This window comes from Streptomyces viridochromogenes (assembly GCF_001270495.1).
Taxonomy (GTDB): domain Bacteria; phylum Actinomycetota; class Actinomycetes; order Streptomycetales; family Streptomycetaceae; genus Streptomyces; species Streptomyces viridochromogenes_A.
This window is the reverse complement of the sequence record NZ_LGUR01000193.1, coordinates 84,508-100,881: the sequence shown is the minus strand read 5'-3', so window position 1 is coordinate 100,881 and position 16,374 is coordinate 84,508. Positions and strand designations below refer to the sequence as shown.

At 71.1% G+C, this 16,374-nt stretch carries 16 protein-coding genes and 1 pseudogene; 6 read left to right on the top strand and 11 right to left on the bottom strand.

Features of this window, described 5'->3' with window-relative positions; translation table 11 throughout:
* Together ADK36_RS19030 and ADK36_RS19025 are read left to right on the top strand one after the other, a co-directional pair.
* Positions 1 to 254: pseudogene (locus tag ADK36_RS19030) on the top strand (hypothetical protein); the annotation flags it as partial.
* Positions 251 to 994, top strand: a complete 744-nt coding sequence (locus tag ADK36_RS19025) for a cupredoxin domain-containing protein (RefSeq protein ID WP_063784515.1) — start codon at positions 251 to 253, stop codon at positions 992 to 994. The pseudogene ADK36_RS19030 and the gene ADK36_RS19025, both read left to right, overlap by 4 nt.
* A gap of 283 nt (positions 995 to 1,277) precedes the next feature.
* On the opposite strand, the gene ADK36_RS19020 is transcribed toward ADK36_RS19025, so the two are convergent.
* Complete coding sequence (locus tag ADK36_RS19020) at positions 1,278 to 1,778, bottom strand: CGNR zinc finger domain-containing protein (RefSeq protein WP_048583171.1); 501 nt, start codon at positions 1,776 to 1,778, stop codon at positions 1,278 to 1,280.
* A 136-nt stretch (positions 1,779 to 1,914) separates the two neighbouring features.
* Between ADK36_RS19020 and ADK36_RS19015 the strand changes: the two genes are divergently transcribed.
* Together ADK36_RS19015 and ADK36_RS19010 are read left to right on the top strand one after the other, a co-directional pair.
* Positions 1,915 to 2,274: a VOC family protein gene (locus ADK36_RS19015; protein ID WP_048583170.1), complete on the top strand. Its 360-nt coding sequence runs from the start codon at positions 1,915 to 1,917 to the stop codon at positions 2,272 to 2,274.
* A 43-nt stretch (positions 2,275 to 2,317) separates the two neighbouring features.
* Positions 2,318 to 2,716, top strand: coding sequence for a VOC family protein (locus ADK36_RS19010; protein WP_048583169.1), 399 nt, complete (start codon positions 2,318 to 2,320; stop codon positions 2,714 to 2,716).
* Between the two features lie 15 nt (positions 2,717 to 2,731).
* Here ADK36_RS19010 and ADK36_RS19005 read toward each other — a convergent pair whose 3' ends face one another.
* Genes ADK36_RS19005 through ADK36_RS18995 form a run of 3 tightly spaced genes read right to left on the bottom strand, consistent with a single transcriptional unit; the run spans position 2,732 to position 5,618 of the window.
* A complete protein-coding gene (locus ADK36_RS19005) occupies positions 2,732 to 3,916 on the bottom strand; it encodes a dipeptidase (protein ID WP_053198369.1) in 1,185 nt (394 codons plus the stop codon).
* 5 nt (positions 3,917 to 3,921) lie between these two features.
* Positions 3,922 to 4,461, bottom strand: a complete 540-nt coding sequence (purE, locus tag ADK36_RS19000) for a 5-(carboxyamino)imidazole ribonucleotide mutase (RefSeq protein WP_199830208.1) — start codon at positions 4,459 to 4,461, stop codon at positions 3,922 to 3,924.
* The gene (locus tag ADK36_RS18995) at positions 4,458 to 5,618 is read right to left on the bottom strand and encodes a 5-(carboxyamino)imidazole ribonucleotide synthase (protein WP_078916368.1); all 1,161 of its coding nucleotides are present in this window, start codon (positions 5,616 to 5,618) and stop codon (positions 4,458 to 4,460) included. Before ADK36_RS18995 ends, purE begins: the two co-directional genes overlap by 4 nt.
* A 253-nt stretch (positions 5,619 to 5,871) precedes the next feature.
* Here ADK36_RS18995 and ADK36_RS18990 point away from each other — a divergent pair, with 253 nt between their 5' ends.
* Entirely contained in the window at positions 5,872 to 6,429 is a 558-nt protein-coding gene (locus tag ADK36_RS18990) for a GtrA family protein (RefSeq protein ID WP_048583167.1), read from the top strand.
* A gap of 191 nt (positions 6,430 to 6,620) precedes the next feature.
* Here ADK36_RS18990 and ADK36_RS18985 read toward each other — a convergent pair whose 3' ends face one another.
* Together ADK36_RS18985 and ADK36_RS18980 are read right to left on the bottom strand one after the other, a co-directional pair.
* On the bottom strand, positions 6,621 to 7,892 hold the full coding sequence (locus tag ADK36_RS18985) for an ATP-binding protein (RefSeq protein ID WP_048583166.1): 1,272 nt from the start codon (positions 7,890 to 7,892) through the stop codon (positions 6,621 to 6,623).
* A 72-nt stretch (positions 7,893 to 7,964) separates the two neighbouring features.
* Complete coding sequence (locus ADK36_RS18980; RefSeq protein ID WP_048583165.1) at positions 7,965 to 8,642, bottom strand: response regulator transcription factor; 678 nt, start codon at positions 8,640 to 8,642, stop codon at positions 7,965 to 7,967.
* Between the two features lie 420 nt (positions 8,643 to 9,062).
* Here ADK36_RS18980 and ADK36_RS18975 point away from each other — a divergent pair, with 420 nt between their 5' ends.
* On the top strand, positions 9,063 to 10,574 hold the full coding sequence (locus ADK36_RS18975; RefSeq protein WP_048583164.1) for a peptide MFS transporter: 1,512 nt from the start codon (positions 9,063 to 9,065) through the stop codon (positions 10,572 to 10,574).
* Positions 10,575 to 10,655: 81 nt separating this feature from the next.
* Here the strand turns inward: ADK36_RS18975 and ADK36_RS18970 are convergent, their stop codons facing one another.
* The 5 genes from ADK36_RS18970 to serS all read right to left on the bottom strand — a co-directional run bounded on the left by ADK36_RS18970 (position 10,656) and on the right by serS (position 16,136).
* Entirely contained in the window at positions 10,656 to 11,987 is a 1,332-nt protein-coding gene (locus ADK36_RS18970) for a hypothetical protein (protein WP_053198356.1), read from the bottom strand.
* A 62-nt stretch (positions 11,988 to 12,049) separates the two neighbouring features.
* Positions 12,050 to 13,126, bottom strand: coding sequence for a hypothetical protein (locus tag ADK36_RS18965; RefSeq protein WP_425315464.1), 1,077 nt, complete (start codon positions 13,124 to 13,126; stop codon positions 12,050 to 12,052).
* Positions 13,123 to 13,968 carry a hypothetical protein gene (locus ADK36_RS18960; RefSeq protein ID WP_053198354.1) on the bottom strand — a complete coding sequence of 282 codons (846 nt, stop codon included), beginning with the start codon at positions 13,966 to 13,968 and terminating at the stop codon, positions 13,123 to 13,125. Before ADK36_RS18960 ends, ADK36_RS18965 begins: the two co-directional genes overlap by 4 nt.
* Positions 13,969 to 14,020: 52 nt before the next feature.
* Positions 14,021 to 14,698: an LPXTG cell wall anchor domain-containing protein gene (locus ADK36_RS18955; RefSeq protein ID WP_053198366.1), complete on the bottom strand. Its 678-nt coding sequence runs from the start codon at positions 14,696 to 14,698 to the stop codon at positions 14,021 to 14,023.
* Positions 14,699 to 14,861: 163 nt separating this feature from the next.
* A complete protein-coding gene (serS, locus tag ADK36_RS18950) occupies positions 14,862 to 16,136 on the bottom strand; it encodes a serine--tRNA ligase (RefSeq protein ID WP_048583161.1) in 1,275 nt (424 codons plus the stop codon).
* Between the last annotated feature and the right edge of the window lie 238 nt (positions 16,137 to 16,374).

The following is a 16,374-nucleotide window of genomic DNA, read 5'->3' as shown; positions in this document are numbered from 1 at the left end:
CCCCCGCCCCCGCCCCCGCCCCCGCCCCCGCATCAGCCGGCACCGTCCAGCTGACCGGCGACCTCGACATCGACGGCATCGACTTCCCCGTGCTGCTGCGGCTGCGGGTCGTCGAGCGGGCCGACGACCGGCTGCTCGGCGTGGGTGTGGCCCGGCTGCCGTACCGGCTGCTGCGGCGCGCGACCGGCTTCAGGTTCGGCCGGCTGCGTCCGGCGACCCGGCTGCGGCTGCTGGTCGCCGGGGAGTTCGCGTGAGGGCGGCCCGGCGACCGGTCCAGGGGGCCGTGCTCGCCCTGTCCGTCCTGCTCGGGCTGCTGTTCCTGGTGCCCGGCGGCCGGGCGGCTGCGGCGACGTACCGGGTGGCCATGAGCGGGTACGCCTTCAGCCCGGCGACGCTGACCGTCACCGCCGGTTCCACGGTGACCTGGACCAACCAGGACACCGCACCGCACGACGTGAAGACCAGCTCCGGCCCGGCCGCCTTCCACTCCCCCATGCTGAACAAGGGCGGCAGTTGGAGCTTCACGTTCACCACGCCGGGGGCGTACGCCTACTACTGCACCGTCCACCCGAACATGACCGCCCGGATCATGGTCCAGCCGGCAGCCCCGGCGACCTCGGCGGCCGCGCCGACGCACGACCACTCGAGGGCCGGGGCGGACTCCGGCAGCCAGTCGTCCGGGAACCAGACCTCCAGAAGCCATACGGCGGGTCATCACGCGGCTGCCCCCAGCCCGACGACGGCGACGCGCTCACCGGCGTCCTCGCCCGCCCCGTCCAAGCCCTCCACGTCGGCCCCGGCGGCCGCGCGGCATGCCTCGCCGTCACCGACGCCCACGGCGGCCTCGATGCCACAGACCCAGGTCACCGCGGCGGCGGCCCGACCGCTGGACCCCTTGCTCGTCCTGACCGGGATCGTCGCGGGCGTCGCGGTGCTGTGCCTGCTGCTGGTGGGCTCACGGGCGTCGCGGACCCGCGAGGAGGTGGGGGACTAGGGCCTGTATTGAGTTGCTCCGTGGAGGAAGGAGCGGCGTTCGATGCGTGCTCTCGGCGTGCCGGACGAATGTCCTCGTAGCGGAGCTACTAGGGCATTTGGCCGGTGCGCCGAGAGTGCGTGCCGGGCGTCGCGACGCCGCGGAGCAACTCAATACAGGCCCTAGGGGGGTGTTCCGAAAGTCCCGTGCGATGCCCGCGCGTGCCGGACGCCGTGGGTGCTGTGCGGGGCTTTCGAAACCCCTGGGCGGCGGCCCGCCCGGCGACGGTCGGCGGCCGGCCCGCTCACTTGGCCCGATAGCGCCGCATCTTCGCGCGCGCCCCGCACACCTGCATCGAGCACCAGCGGCCGCGCCCCGCCGGGCTGCGGTCGTAGTACGCCCAGTGGCAGTCGGCCGCCTCGCAGGCCTTGAGACGGGTCCAGGTGCCCTCGACGAGGGCCAGGGCGATGGCCGTCGCCACGCGGGAAAGGAGCGGGCCCGCCGCCGCGGGGGCGAGGGTGGCCGAACCGTCGACGGCGTCGACCGCCACCACCAGCGGGCTCGCCGCGAGCAGGTCGCCGAGCGGGGTCACCGTGCGGTGCGGCGGATGGCCGGCGTGGGCGAGGAGGGCCACGCGCAGGGACTCCCGCAGCTCCCGCGCGCCGGGTATGTCCTCCTCGGCCAGCCCGAAGCGCGCCCGGCCCTCCGCCGTGTCCAGCGAGTCGGCGCCCGACTCGATGTCCAGCGTGTTGACCAGGGACTGGACCAGCTCCAGGCCCCCGGGTGCGGGCGATCTCTCACTCATGGCTGAACGCTATCCCTCGCTCACCGAATCCCCTTGCGAGGTTACCCCCAATGCGAGAGCATGAGGTAACCGCGTTACCGGTTGCTGGCATATATGAGTAACGGCAACGGGAAACCCAGTCTTCGAGGAGGAAGTCATGGCCATCGCCACAGTGGGTGCCGTCGTCCTGGACTGTCCCGACCCGCGCGCCCTCGCCGACTTCTACGCGCGCGTGCTCGGCGGCAGCATCGTGGACGAGGGGGACTGGCTGGACCTGAAGGTGCCCGGCGGGCCGGCGCTGGCGTTCCAGGCCGCGCCCGGTTACGTACCGCCGCAGTGGCCCTCGCCCGAGCACTCGCAGCAGTTCCATCTGGACCTGACCGTCGAGGACCTGGACACGGCCGAGAAGGAGGTGCTGGCGCTCGGGGCGAAGCCGCTGGAGACCGATGACCGCTCGCGGACCTTCAGGGTTTACGCGGACCCGGCCGGGCACCCGTTCTGCCTGTGCGCCGGCTGATCCGACCGCGCCTGCCGATCACGCCCTGATCCCGGGAGGACCCATGGCTCCAGCGGCACGTCTGCGTTCCGTCGTCATCGACTGCCCCGACCCGCGCGCCCTCGCCCGCTTCTACGCCGGCGTCGGCGGCGGTACGCCCGAGGACGACGACCCCGCGTGGGTCGTCCTCCGGCTGCCGGGCGGACCGCGGCTCGCCTTCCAGCCGGCGCCCGGCCACGCCCCGCCGGAGTGGCCGCGGGCCGACCGCAACTCCCAGCAGTTCCATCTCGACTTCGACGCCGGGGCCACCTGGGAGGAGGTCGAGGCCGCCCAGGAGAAGGTGCTGGCGCTGGGTGCGCGGTTGCTGCACGCGGAGGACAAGGAGGACTTCCGGGTGTACGCCGACCCGGCGGGGCATCCGTTCTGCCTCTGCCGGATCGAGCAGCCCATCGGGCAGCCCTGAGTCCTGCCCCGACCGCTACCCGTCCAGCTCCTCGATCGTCGCGTTGGACGGGCCGCGCGTCGCCTGAAGGTCGCGGGCCGCATCCTCGGCGGCCCCCAGCACCCGCACGGCGTTCTTCCAGGTCAGCTTGGCCAGGTCGGGCTTGGACCAGCCGCGGTCCAGCAGTTCGGCGAGCAGGTTGGGGTAGCCGGAGACGTCGTTCAGGCCGTCGGGGGTGAAGGCCGTGCCGTCGTAGTCGCCGCCGATGCCGAGGTGGTCGATGCCGGCGACCTCGCGCATGTGGTCCAGGTGGTCCGCGACCGTGGACACCGTGGCGACCGGGCGCGGGGTGGTCTCCTCGAAGGCGCGGTGCACCTTCATCGCCTCGGCGGTCGTGTCGAGGTGGTGGAAGCCGTGCGCACGCATGTTCGCGTCGGCCTCGGCCGTCCAGTCGGCCGCCGCCCGCAGGACGAACTTCGGCACGAACGTCACCATCGCGACGCCGCCGTTGCCCGGAATGCGTTCCAGGACGTCGTCGGGGATGTTGCGCGGGTGGTCGCACACCGTGCGCGAGGAGGAGTGGGAGAAGATCACGGGGGCCGACGTGGTGTCCAGCGCGTCGCGCATCGTCGTCGCCGCCACGTGCGAGAGGTCGACGAGCATGCCCACGCGGTTCATCTCCCGGACGACCTCGCGGCCGAAAGCGGACAGGCCGCCCACCCCGGGCTCGTCCGTCGCCGAGTCGGCCCACGCGATGTTGTCGTTGTGGGTGAGCGTCATGTAGCGGACCCCGAGCGCGTACAACGCCCGCAACGTGGCGAGGGAGCCGGCGATGGAGTGGCCGCCCTCCGCGCCGATCAGGGAGGCGATACGGCCCTCCGCGCGCGCCGCCTCCATGTCCGCCGCCGTCAGCGCCGGGCGCAGGTCGGCCGGGTAGCGCGCCAGCAACTGCCGTACGCAGTCGATCTGTTCGAGGGTGGCGCTGACCGCCTTGTCGCCGGCGTAGTCCGAGCGGACGTACACCGACCAGTACTGCGCGCCGACGCCGCCCTCGCGCAGGCGCGGGATGTCGGTGTGCAGGTGGGCGACCTGGTCGGTGGCGATGTCGCGGGCGTCGAGGTCGTAGCGGACCTGTTGGCGCAGGGCCCACGGGAGGTCGTTGTGACCGTCGACGACCGGGAACTCGCGCAGGAGTTCCCGGGCTTCCTCCAGGGAGGTCATCGTCGTCACTTCCCCGAGCCGAAGCCGAAGCCGCTCGCGCCCTCCACCTTGGCGCGCAGCCGCTTGCCCTTCTCGGTGGCCTGGTCGTTGAGCTCCTGCTGGAAGTCGCGCATCCGCTGGAGCAGGTCCTCGTCGTGGGCGGCGAGGATACGGGCGGCGAGCAGACCGGCGTTGCGCGCGCCGGCGACGGAGACGGTGGCGACCGGGACGCCGGCCGGCATCTGCACGATGGACAGCAGGGAGTCCATGCCGTCCAGGTACTTCAGCGGGACCGGGACGCCGATGACCGGCAGCGGCGTGACCGAGGCGAGCATGCCGGGGAGGTGGGCGGCGCCCCCGGCCCCGGCGATGATCACCTTCAGGCCGCGCTCGGCCGCCTGCTCGCCGTACGTGACCATCTCGCGGGGCATACGGTGCGCGGAGACGACGTCGACCTCGTACGCGATCTCGAACTCGTCCAGGGCCTGCGCGGCGGCCTCCATGACGGGCCAGTCGGAGTCCGACCCCATGACGATGCCCACGAGGGGGCCGGCAGCGGTACTCATTCGGTGATCGTGCCCTTCAGGTAGCCGGCTGCGTGACGTGCGCGCTCCAGCACGTCGTCCAGGTCGTCGCCGTAGGTGTTGACGTGGCCCACCTTGCGGCCGGGCTTCACGTCCTTGCCGTACATGTGGATCTTGAGCTGCGGGTCGCGGGCCATGCAGTGCAGGTACGCGGAGTACATGTCCGGGTAGTCGCCGCCGAGGACGTTGACCATGACCGTCCACTTGGCGCGCGGGCGCGGGTCGCCGAGGGGGAGGTCGAGGACGGCCCGGACGTGGTTGGCGAACTGCGAGGTTATGGCGCCGTCCTGGGTCCAGTGGCCCGAGTTGTGCGGGCGCATCGCCAGCTCGTTGACGAGGATGCGGCCGTCGCGGGTCTGGAACAGCTCCACGGCGAGGTGGCCGACGACGTCCAGCTCCTTGGCGATCGTCAGGGCGAGCTGCTCGGCCTTGAGCGCGAGGGTCTCGTCCAGGTCGGGGGCGGGGGCGATGACCGTGTCGCAGACGCCGTTGACCTGCTGGGACTCGACCACGGGGTAGGCCACGGCCTGGCCGTGCGGGGAGCGGACGACGTTCGCCGCGAGTTCGCGGACGTAGTCGACCTTCTCCTCGGCGAGGACCGGGACGCCGGCGCGGAACGGGTCCTCGGCCTCCTCGGGTGAGTCGACGACCCAGACGCCCTTGCCGTCGTAGCCGCCACGGACGGTCTTGAGGACGACCGGGAAGCCGTCGCCCTCGGCGCCTTCGGGAAGGCCCTCGGCCGCGAAGGCGGCCACGTCCTGTGGATCGGTCACGATGCGGTGCCGGGGGCAGGGCACCCCGATCGCGTCGAGCCTCGCTCGCATCACCCCCTTGTCCTGGGCGTGCACGAGCGCGTCGGGGCCCGGGCGCACGGGGATGCCGTCCGCCTCCAGAGCCCTGAGGTGCTCGGTGGGTACATGTTCGTGATCGAAAGTGATCACATCGCAGCCCCTCGCGAACTCGCGGAGCGTGTCGAGGTCGCGATAGTCGCCGAGGACGACATCGCTGACGACCTGCGCCGCGGAATCCTGAGGGGTGTCACTGAGAAGCTTGAACCTGATGCCCAACGGGATGCCCGACTCGTGTGTCATACGAGCGAGCTGGCCCCCGCCGACCATGCCGACTACCGGGAACGTCACGCCCCTAGCGTATCGGCCACGCCGCGGCGGCCGATTTTCCGTCCTTCGCCGCCTTGGTTCCGCGCCCCTTCGGGCTTTGGTTTCGCGCCCTTCGGGCTCTGGTTTCGTGCTTTTCGTCCGGCCTCTTACCGGAGTTTTCCCGGTCTCTTTCCGGCCTATGAGCTTGCGCACAGGCAATCGACGAGGGGGGTGGTTAGCATGGCTGAGTTGACGAAACCGACCGACAAACCGACCGACAGGAGCCTTCACGACCATGGGACGTGGTTCCTCGGGGCTTCAATCGGCGCCTCCTCCGGCATCTCGCAGTGCCGTCCGGCAGCGCTTCGACCAGCTGATGCGTGAGGTGGCCAAGTTCGGCGCGGTGGGCGGGACCGGGGTCCTGGTCAACTTCCTCGTGTTCAACCTGGTACGGCATGTGACCGATCTCCAGGTGGTACGGGCGAGCGTCATCGCGACCGTCGTCGCGACCTTCTCCAACTACGTCGGCTACCGCTACTTCACGTACCGGAACCGCGACAAGAGCCACCGTACGAAGGAACTGAGCCTGTTCCTGCTGTTCAGCGTGGTCGGTCTCGTGATCGAGAACGGTGTGCTGTACGCGGCGACGTACGGCTTCGGGTGGGACAGCCCGTTGCAGAGCAACGTCTTCAAGTTCCTCGGAATCGGTGTGGCGACGCTGTTCCGGTTCTGGTCGTACCGGACGTGGGTGTTCCGTGCGCTGCCCGCCGAGGAGGCGGTGGCCGACGCGGAATCGTTCCTGGAGCGGCGGGGGCAGGCTGAGAAGGCGCGGATTCGGCAGCGGGTGGGTTGAGCCGGGCGGTTCTCGCCCCCGCCGCCCCTACCCGTCCCATCCCTTGAAGGGGCTCCCGCCCCTCCGACCCCGCTGGGGCTGCCGCCCCAGACCCCGCTATCGGCCCTTAAGGGGCCTCGTCCTCAAACGCCGGACGGGCTGAAGATGCTGGACCGGCGTCGAGAAGTGACCTGGGTCGCGTGCCCGTCCTGCTACCTGACCGTCGGGCCCGACTCCTGGCTCAGTTTCGGTGGGGGTGTGCGGGAGAGGAACAGGGCCAGGACCGGGGGCTTGGTCTGGAGCATTTCCAGGCGGCCGCCGTCCGCTTCCGCCAGGTCGCGGGCGACTGCGAGGCCGATGCCGGTGGAGTTGCGGCCGCTGATGGCTCGCTCGAAGATGCGGGCGCCCAGGTCGGCCGGGATGCCGGGGCCCTCGTCCGTGACCTCGATGACCGCCTGGTTGCCGGTGACGCGGGTGCGCAGGGCCACGGTGCCGCCGCCGTGCATGAGGGAGTTCTCGATCAGGGCGGCGAGGACCTGGGCGACCGCGCCCGGGGTGCCGACGGCCTCCAGGTGCCGCTTGCCCGAGCTGACGATCGCGCGTCCGGCGCTGCGGTACGCGGGGCGCCACTCCGCCAGCTGCTGCTGGATGACCTCGTCGAGATCGAAGGTGACGGCGGAGCCGTTGCGGGGGTCGCGGGAGTTGGTGAGGAGGCGTTCGACCACGTCCGTGAGGCGCTCCACTTGGGTCAGGGCGATCGTCGCTTCTTCCTTCACCGTCTCGGGGTCGTCGGTGAGGGTGATCTCCTCCAGGCGCATGGAGAGTGCCGTGAGCGGGGTGCGGAGCTGGTGGGAGGCGTCCGCGGCGAGGCGGCGTTCCGCCGTGAGCATGCGGGCGATGCGCTCGGCGGAGGAGTCGAGGACGTCCGCGACGCGGTCCAGCTCGTGGACGCCGTACCGCTTGTGCCGGGGGCGGGGGTCGCCCGAGCCGAGGCGTTCCGCCGTCTCCGCCAGGTCGGTGAGCGGGGAGGCGAGCCGGTTGGCCTGGCGCACCGCCAGCAGGACCGCCGCGATCACCGCCAGCAACGCCACCGCCGCGATGATCAGCAACGTACGGCCGACCTCGCGCGTGACCGACGAGCGCGGCTCCTGCACGGTGACCGTCTCGCCCTCCTCGCCCGTCTCCTCGGCGCTGATGACGTCACCGGTGGGCTTGGTGCCCACCTCGATCAGCCGCTCGCCCGGGATCCGGATCTCGGCGTAACGATCCCCCTGGATCTGGTCGCGCAGCACCGCCGCGTCCACGGTCTCCTCGCCGAGCAGGCGGCTGTCCACGATGCTGGCCAGCCGCACCGCCTCGGTGTCCACCCTCTCCTGGGCGGTGCTGGTGATCGTCCGTGTTTCGACGATCACCAGTGACACGCCGAAGACGGCGATCACGACGAGAACCACGGCGAGGGTGGACTGAATCAGTCGGCGGCGCATGTCCTGTTATCTGTCTGTACGGCTCACGTACCTGTGCGGACGTGATGCTCGGCTGTTCGCTCGGCTCTTCGCTCAGCTCTTCTCGAAGCGGAAGCCGACACCCCGCACCGTCGCGATGTAGCGAGGGTTCGCCGCGTCGTCGCCCAGCTTCTTGCGCAACCAGGAGATGTGCATGTCGAGCGTCTTGGTCGACGACCACCAGGTCGTGTCCCAGACCTCGCGCATCAGCTGGTCCCGGGTGACGACCCGTCCGGCGTCGCGTACGAGCACCCGCAGCAGGTCGAACTCCTTGGCGGTGAGCTGGAGTTCCTCGTCGCCCATCCAGGCACGGTGCGACTCGACGTCGATCCGGACGCCGTGCGTGGCGGGCGGCTGCGCGGGCTCGGCGGCACCGCGCCGCAGCAGGGCCCGGACCCGCGCGAGCAGTTCGGCGAGCCGGAAGGGCTTGGTGACGTAGTCGTCGGCGCCCGCGTCCAGTCCGACGACGGTGTCCACCTCGTCGGCGCGCGCGGTCAGGATGAGGACCGGCACGGCGTGGCCCTCGGCACGCAGCCGGCGGGCCACCTCCAGGCCGTCCATGCCGGGGAGACCGAGGTCCAGCACGACCAGGTCGATTCCGCCCTGCATTCCTGCGTCGAGTGCGGTGGGTCCGTCCTCCCGCACCTCGACCTCGTACCCTTCCCGGCGCAGTGCGCGGGCCAGCGGCTCCGAAATGGACGCGTCGTCCTCGGCGAGCAGTACACGGGTCATGACCTGATGGTAGTCCGCCCATGACAAGAGCCGGGGTGTGATCGGGCGCCTTGATTCTTACCAGCTGTTGGCGGATCTCTTACCTTCGGCCCTGTGGTACAGACCTATGCCTACGAAGTGCGATCCTGGAAAGGACCTTGGAAAGGGTGTGTGCGGTTCCCTCGACACCTGTGATCCGAGTCTCAAGTCCTTCCATTTCCACCAGTGTCCTGACGTATGGTGACTCTACGCCCGTAGCAATGCGGGGACCTTCGGCGCACTTGACGCCGAGGGTCTCTTTTGTGTGCGGACAGTGTGCGGATCGAGGATCCGAGGAATGAGACGCGGCCGGGCGGCCAACCCGCCGGAACCGACCGCTCCCCCCCACCGGGCGCGTGACCGCTCTACGTCGATGCGCGTCCCGACCAGCAAGGATCGACCATGGCGTCCAGCCTGACGAAGGACTCGGCCTCCCCGGGCACCCCCGGCTCCGAGAAGACCTTCTTCGGCCACCCCCGCGGTATGGCCACGCTCTTCATGACCGAGATGTGGGAGCGCTTCTCCTGGTACGGAATGCGCGCCATCCTCACCCTCTACCTGATCGCGGCCGTCCTCGACGGCCCCCTGGAGGACCGGGAAGCCCTGGCCGCCTCGATCTACGGTGTCTACAACGCGGTCGTGTACATGGCCGCCATGCCCGGTGGCTGGGTCGCCGACCGCCTCTGGGGTGCCCGCAAGGCCGTGCTCGTCGGCGGCATCGTCATCGCCGCCGGCCACTTCACGCTGGCGATCCCCTCGGACATCGCCTTCTTCTGCGGTCTCGGCCTGATCGCGATCGGCACCGGTCTGCTGAAGCCGAACATCTCCGCGATGGTCGGCGGTCTCTACGAGGGCCTGCCCAGCGCCCGCCGCGACGCCGGCTTCACGCTCTTCTACATGGCGATCAACATCGGCGGCATGGTCGCCCCGCTGGCCGTCGGCTACCTCGGCGAGAACGTCAACTGGCACCTCGGCTTCGGTGTCGCCGGTGTCGGTATGACCCTCGCCGTGATCCAGTACGTCCTCGGCGGCCGCCACCTCGGCGACATCGGCAAGCAGCCCGGCACACCGGCCTCCCCGGAGGAGAAGCGCGCCGTGCTGCGCAAGGTCGCGCTGTGGGGTGGCATCGCCGTCGCCGCGCTGGTCCTGGACATCGTGCTGGGCACGTACGACATAGAGCACATCGTCAACGTGCTCGCGGTCCTCGGCATCGTGGTCCCGATCGTCTACTTCGTGACGATGTACCGGAACCCGGCCCTCGCCAAGGAGGACAAGCCGAAGATCCAGGCGTTCGCCTGGTTCTTCGCCACCGCCGTGCTGTTCTGGATGATCTACGACCAGTCCGGTTCGCTGCTGACGATCTTCGCGGACACCAAGACCGACCGCATGATCGGCGGCTGGGAGTTCCCGGCGTCCTGGTACCAGTCGGTGAACCCGGCCATGGTCATCGTGCTCGCCCCGATCTTCGCCGCGCTGTGGGTGAGGCTGGCCCAGCGCAACCGTGAGCCCAGCACGCCCATGAAGTTCGCCCTGGCGATGCTTCTCATCGGTGGCTCGTTCGGCATCATGGGCCTGGCCGGCGCCGCCGCCGCGAACAGCGACACGGGCAAGGTCACCGTCTTCTGGCTGCTGAGCGTCTACCTGGCGCAGACCCTCGGCGAGATGTGCCTGTCTCCGGTGGGCCTGTCCCTGTCGACGAAGCTGGCACCGAAGCAGTTCGTGGGCCAGATCATGGGTCTGTGGTTCCTGGCCACCGCGACGGGCAACGCCCTCAACGGCTGGACCACCAAGCTGAACGCTCCGCTGGGTGACGCGGTGTACTACACGATGTGGGGCGTCATCGCCGTCGCCGCCGGTCTGGCCTTCATGATGGCCGGCCGCAAGATCCGGGCGCTGATGGGCAACGTTCGCTAGCGCTGTGCCTGAGCCGACAGGGCCGCTGGATCCGAGGGGGTTCAGCGGCCCCGTCGCTTTTGTGACTGCCTCTGAGGTGGGTTACCTGACCCGCCTTCCAGGCATGAACGTGAACACCGCTCCGCCCAGCAGCAGTGCCGTTCCCGCGACCAGGCCCAGTGCCTTCAGCGAGCCCTGGTCCTCCGCCCCCGTCGCCGCCAGGCCGCCGTCCGTCGACGAGCCGCCGGCGGACCCTCCCGCCGAACCGCCGGCCGAACCGCCGCCGGACGCCCCGCTGGCCTGCTCACTCGTGTCCAGCGTCAGGGACACCTCCGTCTTCGCCGGCGTGCACGTCGTCGTCGTGCCCAGGGCCTCGATCGTCAGGACGCCCGGGGAGAGGGTCGACTCGCCGCTCGCGCCCGGCTTGTAAGTTCCCTTGAGGTCCGGGATCTCGATGGGGTCGCCCGATTTGATGGGCTCGGCGTTGGTCGGGCCCTCGACATGGACCGTGCCCTTGTCGGCGCCGCCCAGGGCTACCTCCATCGACGGCTTGACCGAGTCTTTGGGGATGTCGGCGGGGCTGTCCATCACCGACTTCTTGAACTGGACCGTCAGGCCGAAGCTCCCGCCGTCCTTCTTGGCGTTGATCTGGACCGGCGAGGTCGCCTCCTTGTCGCCGATGGGTGTCTTGCACTCGTACGGGACCTGGACCTCCTTGCCCGTGAAGTCGGTCTGGCCGCCGTCCCCGCCCCCGGTTCCGCCACCGGTGCTGGTCCCGCCGTCGTCCCCGCCCGTCTCGCTCTCACTCGGCGTCGGGCCGGCCGTTCCCGTCGGCACGCTTGTCGGCACGCCCGTGGGCAGGCTCGTCGGCAGCGTCGGGACGACCGTCGGCTGTCCACCCGTCGTACCGCCCGAGCTGCCGCTCCCGTCCGTCACCTTGATCGTCGCCGCCGGCTTGACCGTCTCCTTCGGCGAGCACTTGGTGTCCGTGGAGATCGGCTTGTTGACGTTGATGTTGTACGCGCCCGGCGTCAGGGACACCTCGCCCGGTGCCGTCAGCTTCAGCTTGCCCTTCATGTCGGACAGCTTCATGTCGGTGTTCTTGGGGATCGGCGGGTTCTCCCGGGGCCCTTGCATGGCGATGTCCGCCGTCTGCGCGCCGGCCGCCTTCAGAGTTCCCGTCGGCTGGACCGTGTTCGCCTCCAGGTCGAGGATGTTCGGGTTCTTGGACGCCGCCTGGACGAACTTCCAGACGATCTCCACCTCGTCGCCGACCTTCGCCTCCGCGGGCGCGGTGATCTCCACCTTGGTCGTGCCCTGGACCGGCGGCAGCCCGGAGATGGCGGGCGGGATGCACTCGGTCGCGTACGCCACCTCGGCCGCCTGCGCGGGAGCGGCGGCCACGCCGAGCAGCACACCCGCGCCGCCCAGCATCAGTGCGGCGCCCGCCGCGGTCGCTCTCCGGGGGCGTACCGGTGTGACTCTCCTTTGCTTGCTCACGGGGGTCCCTTCCTGGTGGGGGTGGTAGGGCTCGTAGGGCTGTCGTCGTGCGGTGCGGAGAGCCGACCGGCCGTGCCCGGGTCGTTGTCCGGGGTGAACCACGGCAGGGTCGAGGGAGGGGAGGAGAGGGCGTGCCTCGCCTCCTGCCGGGGCTTCAACCCCGGGAGGCGCAGGGCCGCTTCGGGCAGCCGGAAACCGCGTCGGCGGGCCGACTGCCGCGGCCGTACCCGGTCCACCACCGCCATCCCGACGCGGAACACCGCCGCCGGTACGACCAGACAGACCAGGATCCAGAACAGCGTCACGCCCCAGGGCCGGCCCACGCCCCAGGGCTGTTCGGCCATCACCTTGCCGCCGTACTTCAGCGCGACGGTGTAGTCGCCGTGCGCGCCGGCGGCGAGTTCCACCGGCAGCTCGATGCGTGCCTTCCGGCCCGGCTGGATCGTGCCGCGCCACTGCTGTTCCTGCCACTGCGGCGCGAACACGCCGTGGGAGGTGCCGACCTGGAAGAGCGGGTTCTTCACGGCCGAGGTGCCGACATTGCCGACCGTGAAGACCAGCGTCCGCGCCGGCGGGGCGCCGAACCAGGTGAGCAGGCCACCGGAGCCGTCCAGCCGGGTGTCCGTGAGGACCGACAGGCGTCCGCCCGCCGGTTCCGCGGGCAGCGGCTCGACCGCGTGCCCGGCCACCTGGAAGATCGCGTCGGCCTCGGCCTTCGCCCCGGTCACCGTCGCCACATGCACCACACACGGACACGGCACGGGCGGCTCGGCCACCGGCAGCCTCCTGCTGAAGCGGCCCTCGGCGTCCGTCGTCACGGCCCTGCCGTCCGCGTTGGCACAGGAGTTGGTGCCGCCGGTCACACCGGTCGACGGCACGGACCGGCCGCAGATCAGGATCATCAGCAGGGCCCGCGCCCGCCAGCCACCGCCGGTCACGGTGATCGAACCGCCGGTGCCAGCTTGGGACTTGGACAGCTTGACGGTGGGCGGGGCGTCGGCCGCCGACGCCATCGGAGACATCAGCATCGCCAGTACCGCCACCAGCGCCGGAATCCGCACCCAGCCCTTCACGTCCCCGCTCCCGTCAACTCGGCCTGCACCAAGGGCCGTTCGGCATCGGCCACCTCTCCGTCGTACGGCCTGCGACGCCTACGACGCCTCCGACGCCGTACGGCGAAGACGGCGACCACCGCCGCGAGCAGCCCCGCGGCCCCCGCCACCGCGCCCCACGGCACGAACCGCACCGACACCTGGGCCGTGTCGCTCGCCCCGCCACCCGCCGTCACCGTCAGCCGCACATCGACCGCGTCGAGCGCGGGGCGCTCGGGCCAGGGCTCGGTGAGCTTCGTACGGCTGCCCGGGGGCAGGTCGACGGGGAGGGTGCGCGGGGCGCGGTCGAGGACAGGGCGGCCGAAGAGGCCGTCGGCGCGGACCGCCAGTTTCGGCACCAGGGTCGTCGTACCGCGGTTGACCAGCTCATAGGCGATACGGTCGCCGCGCACCGCCACGTGCTCGACGGTCAGCGCGGACAGCTCCGGGAGGACGACGCGGAGCCGGATCCGGACGCTTCGCTCGCGGTCGTCCGCGTCGCGGGCGACGATCTCGACGGTGCGGTCGGCGGCCGGCACGGTCACCGTGAAGGGGATGTCGGCGCGAGTGCGGCCGGGCACACGCAGGGTGCCGTCCGCGAGCGTGACGCCGGGACCGCGCAGGCGAACGGTGACCGGGACGGCGCCCCGGTTGGTCACGGACACCGCGTCCTCAAGGACCGTCCCGGGCGCGCCCTCGCCGTAGAACGACGGCCGCCCGCCACCGGCAGGCGCGAGCGCCCACCCTTCGGCGGCGTTCGCGGCCGGGGCGGCGCCCAGCAGCACGAGCAGGGACAGACACAGGACACGGACGGCTGACGACATGGGCGGCTCCAGCGAACCAACGGTGGGGCAGACGGAAGAGGACCTGGAGCGCTCAGACCTGATTCCGTCGCGTCAACCACAACGCACCCGCCGCTCCCGCGAGCAGCACCGTGCCGCCGAGAGTGCCCAGGGCGATCGCCGAGTCCTCGGGACCGGTCTGCGGGAGCTCGGACCCGGAGCCGGAGCCGCCCTGGGCCCCGCTGCCGCCTCCGCCGCCGCCCGCCGCCGTCACGTCGAGGGTCAGGGACGGTCCGGGGCTGTTGGTGGGCGTGCAGGTGGTCGTCGTACCGAGTGCCTTGATGGTGAGCACGCCCGCGGTGAAGGTGACCTTGCCGGTCTTCTTCGGGGTGTACGTGCCCGTCAAGTCGTTGATCTTGATGGGGGTGTTGGCGGGGATCGCCTCCTGGTTGGCCGGGCCGGTCACCGCCAGGGTGCCGCTGTCGGCGCCGCCCAGCTTGATGGTGGCGCTCGGGTTCATCGCGCCCTTGCCCAGTTCGACGGGGCTGGACGAGACGCCCTTCTGCCACGACATGGTGACCTTGTAGCCGCTGCCGCTCTTGACGCCCTTGATGTCGATGGGCGAGACGGCGCTCTTGTCGCCGATCGGCGTCTTGCAGGCGTAGTTGACGTCGACGACCTCGGCGCTGGCCGCGGGGGCGGCCATCAGCACCGCCGAGCCGGCCAGGGCCGCGGCGGTCGCGAGCGCGGCGGTTCGCTTCTGCTTCGACACGGTCCCCTCGTTCCTCACGGAATTCCTGACGGCATATCAGATCGGCCGTCAAGGTACGCCCGGGGCCTTGAGGAAGGAAGACACGGCGCACGCCGGAGTTGTGGCGATCCGGCGTGCGCGTGAGGGGGTTCGGGTGGAGAGAGTGACCCTCGGTAACCCGGGATCAGGCCGACGTCGCCCGCGGGCGCAGCACTTCGGGCAGCCCCCAGCGCCGCAGCACCTCGGGCACGGCCACCGTCCCGTCGGCCCGCTGGTGCTGCTCCAGGATCGCGGGCAGCAGCCGGCTGGTGGCGAGGCCCGAGGCGTTGAGGGTGTGCACGTACGCCGACCTGCCGCCGCCGGCCGGGCGGTACCGGATGCCACCGCGCCGCGCCTGGTACTCCCGGGCGTTCGACACCGAGCTGACCTCGGCATACCCGCCCAGGCTGGGCAGCCACACCTCCACGTCGTAGGTCTTGGCCTGGGCGGGGCTGATGTCCCCGGCGGCCAGCTTGGTGACCCGGTAGTGCAGGCCGAGACCGGCGACCAACTCCTCCGCCCGCGCGAGGAGTTCGAGATGCGCGGCGTCCGAGCCCCCGGGCCGGGCGAACTGGAACAGCTCGACCTTGTTGAACTGGTGGCCGCGCAGCGTCCCGCGGTCCGCCGTCCGGTGGCTGCCGCTCTCCCTGCGGTAACAGGGCGTGTAGGCGACGTACCGGCGCGGCAGATCCCGCTCGTCGAGCGTCTCGCCACGATGGAGGTTGACCAGGGCGGTCTCGGCCGTGGGCAGCAGGAAGTGCCCGTCGACGCGGAAGACCTCGTCGGCGAACTTGGGGAACTGCCCGGCCGTGTATCCCGCCTCGTACGTCAGCAGATGCGGCGGCAGCACGAACTCGTACCCCGCCCGGCGGTGCGCGTCGAGGAAGTGGTTGAGCAGCGCCCACTCCAGCGCGGCGCCCTCGCCCCGGTAGATCCAGTAGCCGCTGCCGGCGAGGGCCGCGCCCCGCCTGTGGTCGACGAGGCCGAGGTCCTCGGTGAGCTCCACATGGTCCCGGGCCGGGAACCCGAAGGCGGGCGGGGCCCCTACGGCCCGTACGACCTCGTTGTTCTCCTTGCCACCCGCCGCCACGTCGTCGTCCGGGAGGTTGGGCAGGGCGTCGAGGAACTCCTGGTGGCGACCGGCCAGTTCGGCGAGGCGGGCCTCCGCGTCGGCGAGTTCGCCGGTCAGGGCCTTGGCGGTGGCCTGGAGTGCGTCGGCCTCGGCGCCCTCCCGGCGCCGTACGGCGATCTCCGCCGAGATGCGCCGCCGCTCGCCGCGCAGCCGCTCCACGGCCGTGCGGGCCTCGCGGAAGGCGGTGTCGAGGGTGAGGAAGCCGGGGATGTCGGGGTCGACGGCGCGCTTGCGCAGGGCGTCGCGGACCTGGTCGGGACGGTTTCGGATGAGGGTGACGTCGAGCATGGTGCACGCTCCGTCCGGTCGGCCGGTGCGGCACGCGCCGCCCCGGGGTGATCCCTCGGGGCGTGGGCGAGAGGGTGCTCGCGGTGCCACCACGCCTTCACCGTCGTACGCCGACTGCGTGGCCGTACGACGGACTCGTTCGGGCCCGATGACGGGGGCCGGCCGGCGGGGCATTTCCTCCCCGCACTCGGGAGTGGATTCACCAGGGTCGCGAGGCCGCCTTCACAGCGAGGGGCGG